The organism is Salmonella sp. 32020114201800008SM, assembly GCF_017572025.1.
GTDB lineage: Bacteria > Pseudomonadota > Gammaproteobacteria > Enterobacterales > Enterobacteriaceae > Salmonella > Salmonella enterica.
The window spans coordinates 82012-102465 of record NZ_JAGEQM010000003.1 but is presented as its reverse complement, the minus strand read 5'-3'; the positions used below and the strand labels follow the sequence as shown (position 1 = coordinate 102465).

At 50.3% G+C, this 20454-nt stretch carries 14 protein-coding genes and 1 pseudogene; 10 read left to right on the top strand and 5 right to left on the bottom strand.

Annotated elements, in window-relative coordinates; genetic code table 11:
* Positions 1–6: 6 nt before the first annotated feature.
* From rarA to J4613_RS09785, 7 genes are all read left to right on the top strand, one after another.
* Positions 7–1350: a replication-associated recombination protein RarA gene (gene rarA / locus J4613_RS09815; RefSeq protein WP_000067785.1), complete on the top strand. Its 1344-nt coding sequence runs from the start codon at positions 7–9 to the stop codon at positions 1348–1350.
* Between the two features lie 258 nt (positions 1351–1608).
* Positions 1609–2901, top strand: coding sequence for a serine--tRNA ligase (serS, locus tag J4613_RS09810; protein WP_000886697.1), 1293 nt, complete (start codon positions 1609–1611; stop codon positions 2899–2901).
* A 236-nt stretch (positions 2902–3137) separates the two neighbouring features.
* Complete coding sequence (gene dmsA, locus J4613_RS09805; RefSeq protein WP_111742394.1) at positions 3138–5582, top strand: dimethylsulfoxide reductase subunit A; 2445 nt, start codon at positions 3138–3140, stop codon at positions 5580–5582.
* Positions 5583–5592: 10 nt separating this feature from the next.
* Complete coding sequence (gene dmsB / locus J4613_RS09800; protein WP_000213069.1) at positions 5593–6210, top strand: dimethylsulfoxide reductase iron-sulfur subunit DmsB; 618 nt, start codon at positions 5593–5595, stop codon at positions 6208–6210.
* 1 nt (position 6211) lies between these two features.
* Positions 6212–7075 carry a dimethyl sulfoxide reductase anchor subunit family protein gene (locus tag J4613_RS09795; RefSeq protein ID WP_000534681.1) on the top strand — a complete coding sequence of 288 codons (864 nt, stop codon included), beginning with the start codon at positions 6212–6214 and terminating at the stop codon, positions 7073–7075.
* A 349-nt stretch (positions 7076–7424) separates the two neighbouring features.
* Positions 7425–8573: an MFS transporter gene (locus J4613_RS09790; protein ID WP_111742393.1), complete on the top strand. Its 1149-nt coding sequence runs from the start codon at positions 7425–7427 to the stop codon at positions 8571–8573.
* A 217-nt stretch (positions 8574–8790) separates the two neighbouring features.
* Positions 8791–10212, top strand: a complete 1422-nt coding sequence (locus tag J4613_RS09785; protein WP_001134264.1) for an amino acid permease — start codon at positions 8791–8793, stop codon at positions 10210–10212.
* 292 nt (positions 10213–10504) lie between these two features.
* On the opposite strand, the gene pflA is transcribed toward J4613_RS09785, so the two are convergent.
* Positions 10505–11302: a pyruvate formate lyase 1-activating protein gene (gene pflA, locus J4613_RS09780; protein WP_000067973.1), complete on the bottom strand. Its 798-nt coding sequence runs from the start codon at positions 11300–11302 to the stop codon at positions 10505–10507.
* 118 nt (positions 11303–11420) lie between these two features.
* A pseudogene (locus tag J4613_RS22675) lies at positions 11421–11758 on the bottom strand (cytoplasmic protein).
* A gap of 130 nt (positions 11759–11888) precedes the next feature.
* On the opposite strand from J4613_RS22675, the gene sopD2 reads away from it, so the two are divergent.
* On the top strand, positions 11889–12848 hold the full coding sequence (sopD2, locus tag J4613_RS09775; protein ID WP_080083246.1) for an SPI-2 type III secretion system effector SopD2: 960 nt from the start codon (positions 11889–11891) through the stop codon (positions 12846–12848).
* Between the two features lie 75 nt (positions 12849–12923).
* Here sopD2 and pflB read toward each other — a convergent pair whose 3' ends face one another.
* From pflB to ycaO, 3 genes are all read right to left on the bottom strand, one after another.
* The gene (gene pflB, locus J4613_RS09770) at positions 12924–15206 is read right to left on the bottom strand and encodes a formate C-acetyltransferase (protein ID WP_001292799.1); all 2283 of its coding nucleotides are present in this window, start codon (positions 15204–15206) and stop codon (positions 12924–12926) included.
* A gap of 59 nt (positions 15207–15265) precedes the next feature.
* The gene (gene focA, locus J4613_RS09765) at positions 15266–16123 is read right to left on the bottom strand and encodes a formate transporter FocA (protein ID WP_000642539.1); all 858 of its coding nucleotides are present in this window, start codon (positions 16121–16123) and stop codon (positions 15266–15268) included.
* 404 nt (positions 16124–16527) lie between these two features.
* Complete coding sequence (gene ycaO, locus J4613_RS09760; protein WP_111742547.1) at positions 16528–18288, bottom strand: 30S ribosomal protein S12 methylthiotransferase accessory factor YcaO; 1761 nt, start codon at positions 18286–18288, stop codon at positions 16528–16530.
* A 136-nt stretch (positions 18289–18424) separates the two neighbouring features.
* On the opposite strand from ycaO, the gene J4613_RS09755 reads away from it, so the two are divergent.
* Complete coding sequence (locus J4613_RS09755) at positions 18425–19117, top strand: DUF421 domain-containing protein (RefSeq protein ID WP_021000122.1); 693 nt, start codon at positions 18425–18427, stop codon at positions 19115–19117.
* Between the two features lie 185 nt (positions 19118–19302).
* On the top strand, positions 19303–20391 hold the full coding sequence (gene serC, locus J4613_RS09750) for a 3-phosphoserine/phosphohydroxythreonine transaminase (protein WP_024797293.1): 1089 nt from the start codon (positions 19303–19305) through the stop codon (positions 20389–20391).
* The last annotated feature ends 63 nt before the right edge of the window (positions 20392–20454 follow it).

Below are 20454 nucleotides of genomic sequence, written 5' to 3'. Positions count from 1 at the left end.
CGATGAGTGAGCAATCTGTCGCTCGATTTTTCTGATAATACGTTTCAACCGCTGGCCGCGCGAATGCGGCCGGAAAATTTAGCGCAGTATATCGGCCAGCAGCATTTGCTGGCCGCAGGTAAGCCGTTGCCTCGCGCTATTGAGGCCGGGCATCTGCACTCCATGATTTTATGGGGGCCGCCAGGGACGGGGAAAACCACGCTCGCTGAAGTGATCGCCCGCTACGCCAGCGCCGATGTCGAGCGTATTTCCGCCGTCACTTCTGGGGTAAAAGAGATTCGCGAAGCTATCGAGCGCGCCCGCCAGAATCGTAATGCCGGTCGCCGTACCATCCTGTTTGTCGATGAAGTGCATCGCTTTAACAAAAGCCAGCAGGACGCCTTTTTACCGCATATCGAAGATGGCACTATCACCTTTATCGGCGCGACCACGGAAAATCCCTCTTTTGAGCTGAACTCGGCGCTATTGTCGCGAGCGCGGGTCTATCTGCTGAAATCGTTGACCACTGACGATATTGAGCAAGTACTGGACCAGGCGATGCAGGACAAAACGCGTGGTTACGGCGATCAGGATATCGTGTTACCGGATGAGACACGGCGAGCGATTGCTGAGTTGGTCAATGGCGACGCGCGGCGCGCCTTAAATACGCTGGAAATGATGGCTGATATGGCGGAGGCGGATGACAGCGGCAAACGCGTTTTATTGCCCGCCTTGTTGACCGAGATCGCCGGCGAGCGCAGCGCGCGTTTTGATAACAAAGGCGATCGCTTCTACGATCTTATTTCCGCCTTACATAAATCAGTGCGCGGCAGCGCGCCGGATGCCGCCCTCTATTGGTATGCCCGTATCATTACCGCGGGAGGCGATCCGCTGTACGTGGCGCGTCGCTGCCTGGCGATTGCCTCGGAAGATGTGGGTAATGCCGATCCGCGCGCGATGCAGGTCGCCATTGCCGCATGGGATTGTTTTACCCGCGTTGGCCCGGCTGAAGGCGAAAGGGCGATCGCGCAGGCTATCGTTTATCTCGCCTGCGCGCCGAAGAGCAACGCCGTCTATACCGCCTTTAAGGCTGCGCTGGCCGATGCGCGCGAACGTCCTGATTATGACGTTCCTGTCCATCTGCGTAATGCGCCAACCAAACTGATGAAAGAGATGGGCTATGGCCAGGAGTACCGCTATGCCCACGATGAGCCCAATGCCTATGCTGCGGGTGAAGTGTACTTCCCGCCGGAAATCGCGCAAACGCGCTATTATCATCCGACAAATCGTGGTCTGGAAGGCAAGATTGGCGAAAAGCTCGCCTGGCTGGCTGAACAGGATCAAAATAGCCCCACAAAACGCTACCGCTAGTGTAAACGTTGCGGTAAGGTTATCTCTAAATATGATGCTCCAGGTATCATGGCGTTGATGATGAACCTCGTTATGCCTGATAGCACGTTGCTTATGAGGTCCGCGGGTATAGCGCAATGGATGCGTTGTTGCTGTCGTCGGTCTGGTAAGGCGAAAACGTCGCTATTACGTAAACGCGGTTTACGTTCATCAATACAATCAGAGGCGATCATCAATTGATCGCGTTTCCTTTTATTATTCGATAAGCACAGGATAAGCATGCTCGATCCCAATCTGCTGCGTAATGAGCCAGACGCAGTCGCTGAAAAACTGGCACGCCGGGGCTTTAAGCTGGATGTAGATAAGCTGCGCGCTCTTGAAGAGCGTCGTAAAGTTTTGCAGGTCAACACGGAAAACCTGCAGGCGGAGCGTAATTCTCGATCGAAATCCATCGGCCAGGCGAAAGCGCGCGGGGAAGATATCGAGCCTTTACGCCTGGAAGTGAATAAACTGGGCGAAGAGCTGGATGCGGCGAAAGCCGAGCTGGATACCTTGCTGGCGGAGATCCGCGATATCGCGCTGACCATCCCAAACCTGCCTGCGGATGAAGTGCCGGTAGGTAAAGATGAAAACGACAACGTTGAAGTCAGCCGCTGGGGTACCCCGCGTGAGTTTGATTTTGAAATCCGCGATCACGTCACCTTAGGGGAAATGCACTCCGGCCTCGACTTTGCCGCCGCGGTTAAGCTGACCGGCTCCCGTTTTGTGGTGATGAAAGGACAGATTGCGCGTATGCATCGCGCATTGTCGCAGTTCATGTTGGATCTGCATACGGAACAGCACGGCTATAGCGAAAACTACGTGCCGTATCTGGTTAACCACGACACGCTGTATGGCACCGGTCAACTGCCGAAATTCGCAGGCGACTTGTTCCATACCCGTCCGCTGGAAGAAGAAGCAGACAGCAGCAACTATGCTTTGATCCCGACGGCGGAGGTTCCGCTGACCAATCTGGTACGCGATGAAATCATCGACGAAGATCAGCTGCCGATTAAAATGACGGCGCATACGCCTTGTTTCCGTTCTGAAGCAGGTTCTTATGGTCGTGATACCCGTGGCCTGATTCGTATGCATCAGTTTGACAAAGTTGAGATGGTGCAGATCGTTCGCCCGGAAGATTCTATGGCTGCGTTGGAAGAGATGACCGGCCACGCGGAAAAAGTGCTCCAGCTACTGGGACTGCCGTACCGTAAAATCATTCTGTGCACTGGCGATATGGGCTTCGGCGCCTGCAAAACCTATGACCTCGAAGTCTGGGTTCCGGCGCAGAATACCTACCGCGAGATCTCTTCCTGCTCTAACGTCTGGGACTTCCAGGCGCGTCGTATGCAGGCACGTTGTCGCAGCAAGTCCGACAAAAAGACCCGTCTGGTCCATACCCTGAATGGTTCTGGTCTGGCGGTAGGTCGTACCCTGGTGGCTGTGATGGAAAACTATCAGCAGGCTGATGGCCGCATTGAAGTGCCGGAAGTATTACGTCCGTACATGAACGGACTGGAATATATCGGCTAATCCTCGCTTTCTCCTCTTCTAAAAAGCGCCTTCGGGCGCTTTTTTTATGCCAGTTTGATACCGGACAATAATCCCTACCCTATTAGGGGTAATACTGATTTCGAATGAAGGTCAGTTTTTAACACTATTTTTCTATTTTTTCGATATATATCAGACTTTATAGCGAAGTTGTCGCTATATAAAATTCTATACATCGTTTTATTGCTTTTTTATTGTGAGCAGCAGAGTGAGCCCTTATGAAAACTAAGATCCCTGATGCCGTGCTGGCAGCCGAGGTGAGCCGTCGTGGTTTAGTCAAAACCACCGCGATAGGCGGCCTGGCGATGGCCAGTAGCGCATTTACCCTGCCATTTACCCGCATCGCTAACGCCGCAGAGGCGATAAGCCCGACGAAAACCGACGAGAAAGTCGTCTGGAGCGCCTGTACGGTAAACTGTGGCAGCCGTTGTCCGCTACGTATGCATGTTGTGGATGGCGAAATCAAATATGTAGAAACGGATAATACCGGAAACGATGATTACGATGGCTTGCATCAGGTTCGCGCCTGCCTGCGCGGTCGTTCTATGCGTCGTCGCGTCTATAACCCGGATCGGCTCAAGTATCCGATGAAGCGCGTCGGCGCGCGCGGCGAAGGTAAATTTGAGCGTATTAGCTGGGACGAAGCCTACGATATCATTGCCACCAATATGCAGCGTCTTATCAAAGAGTATGGCAACGAGTCCATTTATCTGAACTATGGCACGGGTACGCTGGGCGGCACTTTGACACGTTCATGGCCGCCAGGAAAAACGCTGGTCGCTCGTCTGATGAACTGCTGTGGCGGTTATCTGAACCACTACGGTGATTACTCTTCCGCGCAAATCGCAGCGGGTCTGAATTACACCTATGGCGGCTGGGCGGATGGCAATAGTCCATCCGACATTGAAAACAGTAAGCTGGTGGTGTTGTTTGGTAATAACCCTGGCGAAACCCGCATGAGCGGGGGCGGTGTAACCTATTATCTTGAACAGGCGCGGCAGAAATCAAACGCGCGGATGATCATTATCGACCCTCGTTACACCGACACTGGCGCTGGTCGCGAAGATGAGTGGATTCCGATTCGTCCAGGTACCGATGCGGCGCTGGTCAATGGTCTGGCATATGTCTTAATCACCGAGAACATGGTCGATCAGCCGTTCCTGGATAAATATTGCGTCGGTTATGACGAAAAAACCTTGCCTGCCAGCGCGCCGAAAAACGGTCACTATAAAGCCTATATTCTGGGCCAGGGTAAAGACGGTATCGCGAAGACGCCGGAGTGGGCGGCGCAAATTACCGGTATTCCGGCAGATCGCATTATTAAACTGGCGCGAGAAATCGGCAGCGCTAAACCCGCCTATATTTGCCAGGGGTGGGGGCCACAACGTCATGCTAATGGAGAAATCGCCACGCGCGCCATCTCGATGCTGGCGATCCTGACGGGTAATGTTGGGATTAACGGCGGTAACAGCGGCGCGCGCGAAGGGTCTTATGCCCTGCCATTTGAACGTATGCCCACGTTGGAAAATCCGGTTGAAACCAGCATCTCCATGTTTATGTGGACCGATGCCATTGAACGCGGCCCGGAAATGACAGCGCTGCGTGATGGCGTACGGGGGAAAGATAAGCTGGACGTGCCGATCAAAATGATCTGGAACTATGCTGGCAACTGTTTGATTAACCAGCACTCTGAGATTAACCGCACCCACGAAATCCTGCAGGATGACAAGAAATGCGAAATGATCGTCGTTATCGACTGTCATATGACCTCGTCGGCAAAATACGCCGATATTCTGTTACCGGATTGCACTGCTTCTGAGCAGATGGACTTTGCGCTGGATGCCTCCTGCGGGAACATGTCTTACGTTATCTTCACTGACCAAGCGATTAAACCGCGCTTCGAGTGTAAGACGATTTATGAGATGACCAGCGAACTGGCGAAACGTCTTGGCGTGGAACAACAGTTTACCGAAGGACGGACGCAAGAAGAGTGGATGCGTCATCTGTACGAACAGTCGCGTAAATCCATTCCGAATCTGCCCACCTTTAAGGAGTTCCGTAAGCAAGGCATCTTCAAACAGCGCGACCCCGAAGGCCACCATGTCGCCTATAAAGACTTCCGCGAAGATCCGCAAGCGAATCCACTTACAACGCCATCGGGCAAGATTGAAATCTATTCACAGGCGTTGGCGGATATCGCCGCCACCTGGGAGCTGCCGGAAGGCGACGTGATCGATCCATTACCGATCTATACGCCAGGTTTTGAAAACTATAACGATCCGCTAACGGATAAATTCCCGCTGCAGTTGACGGGTTTCCACTATAAAGCGCGTGTGCATTCCACTTATGGCAACGTAGACGTACTGAAAGCCGCCTGTCGCCAGGAAATGTGGATTAACCCAATGGATGCGCAGAAACGCGGTATCAACAATGGCGATAAAGTCCGCATCTTCAACGATCGCGGCGAAGTACACATCGAGGCTAAAGTGACGCCGCGCATGATGCCGGGCGTGGTCGCCCTGGGAGAAGGCGCATGGTATGACCCGGATGCAAAACGCGTGGATCAGGGCGGATGTATTAACGTACTGACGACCCAACGTCCTTCTCCGCTGGCGAAGGGGAACCCGTCACATACGAACCTCGTTCAGGTTGAAAAGGCGTAAGGAGTAACCGATGACAACCCAGTATGGATTTTTTATTGATTCCAGCCGTTGCACCGGTTGCAAAACCTGCGAACTGGCCTGCAAGGACTACAAAGATTTGACCCCGGATGTCAGCTTCCGCCGCATTTATGAGTATGCGGGTGGCGACTGGCAGGAAGATAACGGCGTCTGGCACCAGAACGTCTTTGCCTACTATCTCTCCATCTCCTGTAACCACTGCGAAGACCCGGCCTGTACCAAAGTCTGTCCGAGCGGCGCGATGCACAAGCGCGATGACGGTTTTGTGGTGGTGAACGAAGAGGTCTGTATCGGCTGCCGCTACTGCCACATGGCCTGCCCGTACGGCGCGCCGCAGTACAACGCGGCCAAAGGTCATATGACCAAGTGCGACGGCTGTTATGACCGGGTGGCGGAAGGCAAAAAGCCGATCTGCGTCGAATCCTGCCCGCTGCGGGCGCTGGATTTCGGCCCGATAGACGAACTGCGCAAAAAACACGGTGAGCTGGCTGCCGTCGCGCCGTTGCCGCGCGCGCATTTCACGAAGCCGAATATTGTGATTAAACCCAACGCCAACAGCCGCCCGACCGGGGACACCACCGGTTATCTGGCCAATCCGAAGGAGGTATAAGATGGGAAGTGGATGGCATGAATGGCCGTTGATGATCTTCACGGTCTTTGGTCAGTGCGTGGCCGGTGGTTTTATTGTTCTGGCTCTGGCGCTGATGAAGGGCGACCTGCGCGCGGAAACGCAGCAGCGGGTGATCGCCTGTATGTTTGGTCTGTGGGTGCTGATGGGGATTGGCTTTATCGCCTCGATGCTGCATCTGGGCTCGCCGATGCGCGCGTTTAACTCGCTTAACCGCGTAGGTGCTTCCGCACTGAGCAATGAAATTGCCAGCGGCTCGGTGTTTTTTGCGGTCGGCGGGATTGGCTGGCTGCTGGCGGTACTGAAAAAGCTGCCGCCGGCACTGCGCACACTCTGGCTGATTATCACGATGGTACTGGGCGTCGTCTTCGTCTGGATGATGGTACGCGTCTATAACAGCATCGATACAGTACCGACCTGGTATAGCGTCTGGACGCCGCTGGGCTTCTTCCTGACGCTCTTTATGGGTGGCCCGCTACTGGGTTATCTGCTGCTGCGCATCGCGGGCGTGAACGGTTGGGCGATGCGTTTGTTGCCTGCGGTTTCGGTGCTGGCGCTGGTGGTTATTGCCATTATGGTGGCCATGCAGGGCGCGGAACTGGCGACGATTCATAGTTCCATTCAGCAGGCGTCTGCTCTGGTGCCGGATTATGGTTCGCTGATGGCCTGGCGTATGGTGCTGCTTGCGGCGGCGTTGTGCTGCTGGATTGTGCCACAGTTAAAAGGGTATCAACCTGCGGTACCGTTGCTCTCTGTCGCCTTCATTCTGATGCTGGCGGGGGAATTGATTGGCCGCGGCGTATTCTATGGGCTGCATATGACCGTGGGCATGGCGGTAGCCAGCTAACGCGTTGACGCGCATTCGGCCTGCAGAACGTGCAGGCCGAATTCGCCTTTAGCCGCCATCAATCTAAGGAATATAACCGGGGCGGAGAAGGCGCATATAAATCTATAGAGAAGAAAACGAAGCTAAAGGAACCATGAAATTTTTCGACTGAACAAAACGCCGATTTTGCAGGTCAGATCAATAAAAACAAGGGGATGAATTTTTAGCCTTTCAATATATTCACGTGCAGAATAAGTAAATCAAATCGATAGTCTCAAAACTTGCGGATCGCCCATGCGGAGCCGATTGACAATGTTTTTGGCGATGGCATGATGCGCATGAAATTTGAACTTCCTCACGGTTTTTATTCATGTCCACCTATACCCGTCCCGTCATGCTTTTGCTGTGCGGGCTACTTTTGTTGACTCTGGCCATTGCGGTACTGAATACGCTTGTGCCGCTGTGGCTTGCTCAGGCAAACCTTCCGACCTGGCAGGTGGGGATGGTCAGCTCGTCTTATTTTACCGGCAATCTGGTCGGGACGTTATTTACCGGGTATTTAATTAAACGCATTGGGTTTAACCATAGCTATTATCTTGCCTCGCTGATCTTCGCCGCGGGTTGTGTCGGGTTGGGGGTGATGGTGGGGTTCTGGAGCTGGATGAGCTGGCGTTTTATTGCCGGCATCGGCTGCGCCATGATTTGGGTGGTTGTCGAAAGCGCGTTGATGTGCAGCGGAACCTCGCATAATCGCGGGCGCCTGCTGGCTGCCTATATGATGGTCTATTACATGGGGACCTTCCTTGGACAATTATTGGTCAGTAAAGTATCTGGTGAATTGCTGCACGTCCTTCCCTGGGTGACCGGAATGATTCTGGCGGGAATTCTGCCGCTACTCTTTACCCGAATTGTAAATCAGCAAACGCAGGCACGTCATTCCTCTTCTATTAGCGCCATGCTGAAGCTACGCCAGGCGCGTCTTGGCGTGAATGGTTGTATTATTTCCGGCATTGTTCTTGGTTCATTATATGGCCTGATGCCGTTATATCTGAAGCATCAGGGGATGGCTAACGCCAGCATCGGTTTCTGGATGGCGGTGCTGGTGAGCGCCGGCATTTTGGGGCAATGGCCAATGGGACGTCTGGCGGACAAATTTGGTCGCTTGCTGGTGTTACGCGTACAGGTATTCGTTGTCATACTCGGTAGTATTGCCATGTTAACCCAGGCGGCGATGGCGCCAGCTCTGTTTATTCTGGGGGCGGCGGGTTTTACGCTTTATCCCGTCGCAATGGCCTGGGCCTGTGAAAAAGTCGAACATCACCAGCTTGTGGCAATGAACCAGGTGCTGTTGTTAAGTTATACGGTAGGGAGCCTGTTGGGGCCGTCTTTTGCTGCGATGTTAATGCAGAATTATTCAGATAATCTGCTGTTTATTATGATCGCCAGCGTATCGTTTATTTATCTGCTGATGCTGTTACGTAACGCCGGCCAGACGCCTAATCCTGTCGCCCACATCTAACTGTTCTCTGAATCGTATGCAGGACGTGAGTCTTGCATACTCTTTGTTTATGTTTTACGTAAAATAATTGACCTGCATAATTTTCTTGCTTTACTGAAAAATAAAATGTGCCGAAGGTTATAATTTTGCGCTCCTCTATTTTCTCTCTTCGTCTTTACCGCGCATAATCCCCCGCTTCATTTATAGTAATAGCATTGTGTTCACGAAGGATCGCGTTATGCCGAATGTGCAGGAAAAACAGTTGCGATGGTACAACATCGCCTTGATGTCGTTTATTACCGTTTGGGGATTCGGCAATGTTGTCAATAACTATGCTAACCAGGGGTTAGTGGTTGTCTTCTCCTGGGTGTTTATTTTTGCGCTCTATTTTATTCCTTATGCCTTAATCGTGGGGCAACTGGGCTCAACCTTCAAAGAGGGAAAAGGGGGCGTCAGTACCTGGATTAAGCATACGATGGGGCCGGGGTTGGCTTACCTTGCGGCATGGACTTATTGGGTCGTGCATATTCCCTACCTGGCGCAAAAGCCGCAGGCGATACTCATTGCATTGGGATGGGCTTTAAAAGGCGACGGCTCGTTGATAAAAGAATATACCGTCGTTGCCTTGCAGGGGCTGACGCTGGCATTGTTTGTTTTCTTTATGTGGGTTGCTTCCCGGGGGATGAAATCGCTAAAGGTTGTTGGGTCTGTGGCCGGGATTGCCATGTTTATCATGTCAATTTTATATGTTGTGATGGCAGTGACTGCGCCAGCAATTACAAACGTTGAAATTGCGACCACTAACATCACCTGGCAGTCATTTATTCCTCATATCGATTTTACCTATATCACCACCATCTCTATGTTAGTCTTTGCGGTTGGTGGGGCAGAGAAGATCTCGCCTTATGTCAACCAGACGCGGAATCCAGGAAAAGAATTTCCGAAGGGGATGCTCTTTTTAGCCGTCATGGTTGCGGTCTGCGCTATCCTCGGTTCGTTGGCGATGGGAATGATGTTTGATTCCCGGCATATACCTGACGATTTAATGACCAATGGGCAATATTATGCATTCCAGAAATTGGGTGAGTATTACCATATGGGTAATTCATTAATGGTGATTTATGCCATTGCCAATACTCTGGGGCAAATCGCCGCGCTGGTGTTTTCTATTGATGCGCCACTGAAAGTCTTACTGGGTGATGCAGACAGTAAATATATCCCGCAGCGCTTATGTCGTACTAACGCTTCAGGTACGCCAGTTAATGGTTATTTACTGACATTAGTGTTGGTCGCTATCTTGATTATGTTGCCAACGCTTGGCATCGGCGATATGAACAACCTGTACAAATGGCTGCTTAATCTCAATTCAGTCGTTATGCCGCTGCGCTATCTGTGGGTATTTGTCGCCTTTATTGCCGTCATTCGACTGGCGCAAAAGTACAAACCCGAATATGTGTTTATTCGCAACCGGGCGTTGGCGTTAACTGTGGGAATATGGTGTTTTGCCTTCACCGCGTTTGCCTGCCTTACCGGTATTTTCCCCAAAATGGAGGCGTTCACGCCGGAGTGGACATTCCAGCTGACGTTGAACATCGTGACGCCTTTTGTCCTGGTCGGGTTGGGATTAATTTTCCCACTGCTGGCGCGTAGAAACACATAACGACGCTCTTTTCCACGGCGCTCCTGTCAGGCGAGCGCCTTTTAAGGTTACAGGTGCCTGGGTTCCAGGCGGAGACCACGGTATTAACAGGCGCCGGGGGCAGCAATAGTTGTCAGACCTTCAACCCAGCAGCAGATAAGCGACTCTGTATTTAATACCTGGTAAGCGCAATATTGTTAACCAGGCCTGTCTGATGGCGGGGTCGGGTATTTTAGCGGTAAGAGTGTTACCCAGACAGCAAAACGGCTACCGTCATGGGTAGCCGTTTAAAAGCGGATAAGATAGCAGGCGATTAATACATCACTTTATGACCATACTGCTCAAGAATACCCTTTACACGCTCCATGGTCTCTTTTTTAGGCGGCTTCACGCCATCCAGTTTATATTCTTCGCCCATTGCCACCCATTTATGTTTGCCCAGCTCATGATAGGGCAGCAGTTCGATTTTTTCGACATTACCCATATCGCGGGTAAACTCGCCCAGGCGATGCGCGGAATCATCGTCGTCAGACCAGCCGGGAACGACAACGTAACGGATCCAGACCTTCACATTTTTCTTTGATAAATACTGCGCGAATTCCAGCGTCCGGTGATTGGAGACACCGACCAGATTCTGGTGGATCTCATCATTCATCTGCTTGAGATCGAGCATCACCAGATCGGTAACGTCCAGCAGTTCATCAATCACCGGGTCATAACGGCGCACAAAGCCGTTGGTGTCGAGACAGGTGTGGATACCTTCTTTTTTACAGGCGCGAAACCAGTCGCGTACAAATTCTGCCTGCAAAATGGCCTCGCCGCCGGATGCCGTCACGCCGCCGCCAGAAGCATTCATAAAATGCCGATAGGTCACCACCTCTTTCATTAAGTCTTCAACGGTGATTTCTTTACCGCCATGCGTATCCCATGTGTCGCGGTTATGGCAATACAGGCAGCGCATCAGGCAGCCCTGAAAAAAGGTAATAAAGCGGATGCCTGGGCCATCAACGGTGCCACAGGACTCAAAGGAGTGAATGCGACCAATAACCGGCTTTTTATCAGCAGTTACTGCAACACTTTCATTTGTAATACAATTGGTTAAGTTACTCATATCGCTTCGGCTAGCTCTAAATAACATGGGGTTTATGGACACATTCCGGGCATGTTGAGCACCCTGGTAAGGGGGTTGCATCCTGTAAAAAAGCGGTACTGCGAGCGTAAATTTTGGACTACAGAATGTGTGGCTGTTCCAGAATGTGCTGCAATGGAGCTATTTTACCTCTATTCAGTATAAAATATACGGCAAATCTATGCTGCATAACTCGCACCGCCAGAAATTCTGGCTCATTCATCAGCCCGGTACCTCTGTTTAACGCCCAAACCGCAATACATACTGCAAGTGTATCATCCATAGCGTCCTGGTTTTGCTGTTTATGATCCGCCTCTTTTTTCGAATGGTTGGCGCCGTTTTGTTGTGGTCAGAACGAAAATAATTCTCAACATAATTCAGATGTGTCCAAAGAACGTTATGCGCTGTCCAGCGCCTGGCGTCGCATTCAACGCGCAATCAGGTGTAAATCTGATGTCATTTCTAAACCCAGGCTGATTCAATCTCTTAAATAGAGTGTGGTTTTAATCAAAAAATGAGAGCAACGGATTGGATCTTGCTTTCGCGGTAAATAATCAAGGGAGTTATTATGCCAGTTACGTTAAGTTTTGGTAATCGTCATAACTATGAAATTAATCATTCACGGCTAGCCCGTTTGATGAGTCCTGATAAAGAAGAAGCGCTATACATGGGGGTATGGGATAGATTTAAGGACTGCTTCAGAACACACAAAAAACAAGAGGTGCTGGAGGTATTATATACACTCATCCATGGATGTGAACGTGAAAATCAAGCTGAACTTAATGTTGATATAACCGGCATGGAGAAGATACATGCCTTTACACAATTAAAACAATATGCTAATCCATCTCAACAAGACCGCTTTGTTATGCGTTTTGATATGAATCAGACACAAGTTTTATTTGAGATTGATGGCAAGGTTATTGATAAATGTAATTTGCATCGTCTCCTCAATGTTTCAGAAAACTGTATTTTTAAAGTGATGGAAGAAGATGAAGAAGAGTTGTTTTTTAAAGTATGTATTAAGTATGGAGAAAAAATTGCCCGCTATCCAGAATTATTAGAAGGATTTGCTAATAAACTTAAAGATGCAGTTAATGAGGATGATGACGTTAAGGATGAAGTTTATAAGCTTATGCGATCTGGAGAAGATCGAAAAATGGAATGTGTTGAATGGAATGGTACTCTTACTGAAGAGGAGAAGAATAAACTACGCTGTCTTCAAATGGGGTCTTTTAATATTACTACCCAATTTTTTAAAATAGGTTACTGGGAATTAGAGGGGGAAGTCCTGTTTGATATGGTTCATCCAACACTTAGCTATCTGCTACAAGCATATAAACCGTCATTGTCATCTGATTTAATAGAAACTAACACCATGCTGTTTTCTGATGTATTAAATAAGGATTATGATGATTATCAAAATAATAAAAGAGAAATTGATGCTATTCTAAGAAAAATATATAGATCACATAATAACACTTTATTTATAAGTGAAAAGTCGAGTTGTCGCAATATGCTTATATAAAAAGTCATTAAAAAGGCCCCACTGATATGGAGCCTTTTTTGTACGCTTTTTATGGCGTAATTTCAGTCAAACCCATTACATGGTCTGCGTGAAGGTACGAGTAATAACGTCCTGCTGCTGTTCTTTCGTCAGGGAGTTAAAACGTACTGCGTAACCAGATACACGGATGGTCAGCTGCGGATATTTTTCCGGATGTTCCATCGCGTCCAGCAGCATTTCACGGTTCATGACGTTGACGTTCAGGTGCTGACCGCCTTCGATGGACGCTTCGTGGTGGAAGTAACCATCCATCAGACCTGCCAGGTTAGTCTTACGAACTTCGTCGTCTTTACCCAGTGCGTTCGGAACGATAGAGAAGGTATAAGAAATACCATCTTTCGCGTAAGCAAACGGCAGTTTAGCAACGGAGGTCAGAGAAGCGACAGCGCCTTTCTGGTCACGACCGTGCATCGGGTTAGCACCTGGTCCGAACGGCGCGCCAGCGCGACGACCATCCGGGGTGTTACCGGTTTTCTTACCATACACAACGTTAGAAGTGATGGTCAGAACAGACTGCGTCGGGATAGCGCCACGGTAGGTGGTCAGTTTCTGAATTTTCTTCATGAAACGTTCTACCAGGTCAACCGCCATGTCATCTACACGAGCGTCGTTGTTACCAAACTGCGGGTATTCGCCTTCGATTTCGAAGTCGATAGCCAGACCATCTTCGTCACGAATCGGTTTAACTTTCGCATATTTGATGGCAGACAGGGAGTCAGCAGCAACGGACAGACCTGCGATACCACACGCCATGGTGCGGATAACGTCACGGTCGTGCAGCGCCATCAGAGAGGCTTCGTAGCTGTACTTGTCGTGCATGTAGTGGATAACGTTCAGCGCGGTGACATACTGTTTAGCCAGCCAGTCCATGAAGTGATCCATGCGATCCATCACTTCGTCGAAGTTCAGAACATCGCCTTTGATCGGTTCGGATTTCGGACCAACCTGCATTTTCAGTTTTTCATCAACGCCGCCGTTGATAGCGTACAGCATGGTTTTCGCCAGGTTTGCACGCGCGCCGAAGAACTGCATTTGTTTACCAACGATCATCGGGCTTACGCAGCATGCGATAGCGTAGTCATCGTTGTTGAAGTCCGGACGCATCAGGTCATCGTTCTCGTACTGCAGAGAAGAGGTGTCGATGGAGACTTTAGCGGCGAATTTCTTGAAGTTCAGCGGCAGTTTTTCAGACCACAGAACGGTGATGTTCGGCTCCGGAGACGGCCCCATGGTGTACAGGGTGTTCAGGAAACGGAAGCTGTTTTTGGTGACCAGAGTACGGCCATCAACGCCCATACCGCCGATAGATTCGGTTGCCCAAATCGGGTCGCCGGAGAATAGTTCATCATATTCAGGAGTACGCAGGAAGCGAACCATACGCAGTTTCATGACCAGGTGGTCAATCATTTCCTGTGCGTCTTGCTCGGTGATTTTGCCTGCTTTCAGGTCACGTTCGATGTACGCATCCAGGAAGGTGGATACACGACCGAAGGACATTGCTGCGCCGTTCTGAGATTTAACCGCAGCCAGGTAACCGAAGTAAGTCCACTGGATTGCTTCCTGAGCGTTAGTCGCCGGACCAGAGATATCGCAGCCGTATTTAGCTGCCATTTCTTTGATCTGACCCAGAGCGCGGTGCTGTTCAGCGATTTCTTCACGCAGACGGATAGTCGCTTCCAGATTTACGCCGTTTTCCAGATCGGATTGCAGAGACGTAAACTGTGCGAATTTGTCTTTCATCAGGTAGTCGATACCGTACAGCGCTACGCGACGGTAGTCACCGATGATACGGCCACGGCCATACGCATCCGGCAGACCGGTCAGAACGCCGGATTTACGGCAACGCAGGATGTCCGGAGTATAAACGTCGAACACGCCCTGGTTGTGAGTCTTACGGTATTCGGTGAAGATTTTTTTGATCATTGGGTCCAGCTCGCGATTGTACGCTTTGCAGGAACCTTCAACCATTTTGATGCCGCCGAACGGGATAATCGCACGCTTCAGCGGAGCTTCAGTCTGCAGACCAACAATTTTCTCAAGCGCTTTGTTGATGTAGCCAGCGTCGTGAGAAGTGATGGTGGAAGCAACGGAGGTGTCAAAGTCAACAGGCGCGTGAGTGCGGTTTTCCTGTTTAACGCCTTCCATTACGCTGTCCCACAGCTTGGTGGTCGCGTCAGTAGCGCCAGCCAGGAAGGACTCGTCACCCTCATACGGAGTGTAGTTTTTCTGAATGAAGTCACGGACGTTTACTTCATTCTGCCAGTCACCTTTGGTAAAACCTTCCCAGGCTGTGGCTAACTTTTCATTAAGCTCGGACATGTAACACCTACCTTCTTAAGTGGATTTTTTATTTACTGCGTGTAATGGGCATCAACAGATTAATGATGCTCGTTACCACGCAGGTAAATGACCCAGTATGTCAACCCGACCAACAAACCGCCGCCGATAATATTACCGATCGTGACCGGAATCAGGTTATCAGTGATGAAGCTCATCACGGTCAGGTGAGAAAAACTTTCCGGAGACGAACCAACCGCGGTCCAAAACTCCGGTGTAGCAAAATCGCGTATTACAATACCCATAGGAATCATAAACATGTTTGCGATACTGTGCTCAAAACCGCTGGCGACAAACATGGCGACGGGCAGTACCATGATGAACGCTTTGTCCATCAGGCTACGACCTGAGTAGCTCATCCACACGGCCAGACAAACCATCAGGTTCGCCAGAATACCGAGGCAGACAGCTTCAATAAAAGTGTGGTGCATTTTGTGGTCGGCGGTTTGCAGGACGTTAAGTCCCCATTGACCGTTGGCAGTCATATACTCGCCGGAAAGCCACATCAGTAACACGAAAAGCAGAGCGCCAATCAGGTTACCAAAATAGACGTTTAACCAGTTTTTAGCCAGTTGCCCCCAGGTGATGCGACCGCTAGCTTTAGCTACAACGATCAGAACAGTAGAGGTGAAGAGATCAGCGCCGCAAATAACACAGAGAATCAGTCCCAAAGAGAAACAGATACCCCCGATAAGTTTCGCCATGCCATAAGGCATCGCGCCAGTACCGGTTGTCGCAGTAATATAAAAAACAAAGGCAATTGAAATGAATACGCCGGCGGTAATCGCCAGATAGAAAGTCTTAAGCGGATGTTTCGTTGCTTTATAGACGCCTGCTTCTTCAGCCACTTTGGCCATTGCTGCAGGGAGTAAAAGGTCAAAAGGGTTGTCAGCTTTCACACTAACTCTCTCTTTATTAAGTCGGCGACGAGATACTAACAAAGCATTATAGATGAGAATTTGATATAGATCATATCTCGCCTGGCTTATAGGCCCGTAAGTCGCATGGCTTTTATGCAATTACGGTGTAACTTTTTGATTATCCTAATAAAAATAAATTTTAAAAGTTATAAATAGAGTTGAATTTTTTCCTGACTCCTCCTGCTGCACGGTTAATTAATATGGAGTAATCAACAAATAAAGTAACATCACTATGTCAATTAATTTAATATCAACAACCAATATTTAACCTTGTTATTACATTTTTCGCCGTTTAGCGAAAATAAATAAAACGGGGCCGCAAAGGCGCCCCGTAATATAACGCAGCCGAGAGGGTAAACCTACCCTAAGTCACTCATATGGCCTTATTTTGACCAGTATGCCGCTTTCGCGCGCTGTAATTTATCATACGCTTTTAACAAGGACTGATGCGCCGGGAACGCTTGTAGATCGTGGTCGACAGCCGGTAGTCCATAAAAAGCCGCTTCACCGCTAAGCGCGGCGCTGGCGGCCTCTACAGCCTCTGCGCCATACATTTTTATAAAAGCATTGAGATATTGCAGTGGCTGACGCGCATCTTCTTGCGACAGGAGCAGCAGAGTTTGCAGGCAACGGTAATAGTTTGCGCGTGTCGGACTAAAGACCGACGAATTGAACTCCATCGTCCATTCTGTCCAGATTAGCGCCTGCTCCAAATCGCCGCCCGCTAACGCTAACATTGCTTTTAATTCGCCGACGCGCAGTGTATACCAACCATTGTCCGCTCCGGTCGCCAGACCCAACAGTTCACGCACGCGGGTGAAATCGTCAAAACCTTCTTCATCCAATTGTTCAATCAGATTGAGATAATCTTCTTTATTCCAGGCGCTACCGGGCAGCGAAAGCAGAGTCTCACGAAGATGGCTACCCATATTGTTGTTGGCCAGCCACAGATCTTCGGCAGGATAAATATCAGACATTCCCGGTACGATAATACGACAGGCGTATACGCCGAGATGCTCGTAATCGGCAATGTAAACTTCTTTATCTTCAGCAGCAAAGATGGCCATCAGCGTGGCGAATTCTTCTTCGGTAGTGCCGGAAAAACTCCAGTCCGTGAACGGATAATCGGCGTCCTGTTTGAACAGATCCCAGGAAATCAGGCCGCTGGAGTCGATGAAGTGGGTCTCCAGATTAGTGTGCTCCGCGACTTCTTCATCATCGAACGTTGGTGGCGTGAAGACATCAAGATCTTTCAGACCGCGTCCCTGGAGTAGCTCGGTCACTGTACGCTCCAGCGCAACGCCAAAGTCAGGATGGGCGCCAAAAGAAGCAAAGCAGGTACCGTTAGCCGGGTTGAACAGCACGACGCAGATAACCGGATACTTACCGCCCAGCGAGCCGTCATAGGCGAAAATCGGGAAACCCTCGGCTTCCAGCGTGGCGATTGACTCCATTACCGCCGGATAACGCGCCATCACCTCTGCGGGAATCTCCGGCAGACTGATACTTTCCGCAATGATGCGATTTTTCACATAACGCTCGAAGACTTCCGACAGTCCCTGAACGCGGGCTTCATTACGCGTATTGCCGGCGGACATTCCGTTAGAGACGTACAGGTTGCCGATGATATTCATCGGAATATACACGGTCTGGTTATCGGACTGACGGGTAAATGGCAGACCACAGATGCCGCGAGCTTCATTGCCGGACTGAAGATCAATTAACTGGCTTCCGGTGAGTTCATTTTCCGGATCGTAAAACGCGCGCAGACGGGCATCAAGCAAGCCTTCCGGTACGTCGTCATTTTCAGTCAGCGGAAACCACTTTTCGTTCGGATAATGCACGAATGGCCCGTTGGCGATCGTTTCGCCCAGCCAGAAATCAGCAAAAAAGTAGTTGGTTGACAGACGCTCGAAGTATTCGCCCAGCGCCGAGGCCAGCGCCGCTTTTTTGGTCGCGCCTTTTCCGTTGGTAAAGCATAACGCGCACTCTTTATCGCGAATATGCACTGACCAGACGTTTGGCACCGGGTTCAGCCAGGAGGCCTCTTCGATGTGAAAGCCGAGGTCGAGTAACTTTTGCTGGAAGCGGGCGATGGAGTCTTCCAGCGCGGCGTCTTTGCCGGGAATAAATGTTTGCGTCATGAAAATCACTTTTGTCGTACGGAAAGCGCGCAATGATACGGGTTTTATGTGACGGGCGCTATCTCGCCGGGACATCGGCGGAAATAAAAGTATTGGCTATGCTTTTACACTGGAATTCACAGGAAGAGCATAAAAAATGAAAGCATTTGATTTGCAACGAATGGCGCTGGATAACGTGCCGGTAGCGTTTTTGGGGGAAGTGGCGCTACGTAGCTTTTACACCTTTGTTCTGGTGTTTCTTTTCTTAAAGGTGACAGGACGACGCGGCGTACGGCAAATGTCGCTTTTTGAAGTGCTGATCATTTTGACATTGGGGTCGGCGGCAGGCGACGTCGCGTTTTATGATGACGTTCCGATGCTCCCTGTTCTGGTGGTATTCATCACCCTGGCGCTGCTCTATCGCCTGGTCATGTGGCTGATGGCGCATAGTGAAAAGTTGGAAGATCTGCTGGAAGGCAAGTCGGTGGTCATTGTTGAAGACGGCGAACTGGCGTGGGAAAAACTGCAGCGCTCGAACATGACGGAGTTTGAGTTTTTTATGGAGCTTCGCTTGAATGGCGTTGAGCAACTGGGGCAGATCAGACTGGCCATTCTGGAGACAAACGGACAAATCAGCGTCTATTTCTTTGAAAATAAAGACGTTAAGCCGGGGTTAAGCATTCTTCCTGAGCACTGTACGCCACGCTTTATCGTGGCGCCGGAGGCTGGCGACTATGCCTGCGTACGTTGCAGTGAAGTGATACGCATGAACGCCGGGGAAAAGCAATTATGTCCGCGCTGCGCAAATCCAGAATGGACGAAGGCAAGCCGGGCTAAACGCGTTGTTTAACAGCGAAAATATCGGATTTATACGGTTAATCCGGAAGATTCTGTTGTGTGACGCATGCCGCATTTTCTCCTCGCATTGTTTTACCCATTGCGGCGCGTGTCACTGAATGATAAAACCGATATTCACATGAATAACGTTTGCCTGATGTCTGTCAGGCAGGAAACAATGCAGCGTGGTGAGGGGAAATGGCTCAGGTCTTTAATTTTAGTTCAGGTCCGGCGATGCTACCGGCGGAAGTACTTAAACTGGCGCAACAGGAGCTGTGTGACTGGCACGGTCTTGGTACGTCGGTAATGGAAATTAGCCATCGAGGCAAAGAGTTTATCCAGGTCGCTGAAGAGGCGGAGCAGGATTTTCGCGATCTCCTTAATATCCCCTCCAACTATAAAGTTTTATTTTGTCACGGCGGCGGTCGCGGGCAGTTTGCTGGCGTGCCGCTCAATCTGCTGGGCGATAAAACCACGGCGGATTATGTCGATGCTGGTTACTGGGCGGCGAGCGCCATCAAAGAAGCCAAAAAATACTGTGCGCCGCAGATTATCGACGCCAAAATCACCGTTGACGGCAAACGTGCCGTAAAACCGATGCGCGAGTGGCAGCTTTCCGATAACGCCGCTTATTTACACTATTGCCCGAATGAGACCATTGACGGCATCGCCATCGATGAAACGCCTGATTTTGGCCCGGAGGTGGTCGTCACGGCGGACTTTTCTTCTACCATCCTGTCTGCGCCGCTGGACGTCTCTCGCTATGGCGTAATTTATGCTGGCGCGCAGAAGAATATCGGTCCGGCAGGACTGACGCTGGTTATCGTCCGGGAGGATCTGTTAGGCAAGGCGCATGAGAGCTGCCCGTCCATCCTCGACTACACCGTCCTGAATGATAACGACTCGATGTTTAATACGCCGCCGACTTTCGCCTGGTATCTTTCCGGCCTGGTGTTCAAATGGTTGAAAGCGCAGGGCGGCGTGGCGGCGATGCACAAAATCAATCAGCAAAAAGCGGAGTTGCTGTACGGTGTGATTGATAACAGCGATTTCTACCGTAACGATGTCGCACAGGCCAACCGTTCGCGGATGAATGTTCCGTTCCAGTTAGCGGACAATGCGCTGGACAAGGTCTTTCTGGAAGAGTCTTTCGCCGCCGGTCTGCACGCCTTAAAAGGGCACCGTGTTGTTGGCGGGATGCGCGCCTCTATCTATAACGCCATGCCGATTGAAGGGGTAAAAGCGCTAACCGATTTCATGATCGATTTTGAGCGTCGCCACGGCTAATACGTTTTTCATCCCCACGGCCAGTCTGTGGGGTTTTTATTTCTGTTTTTTGAGAGTTGAGTT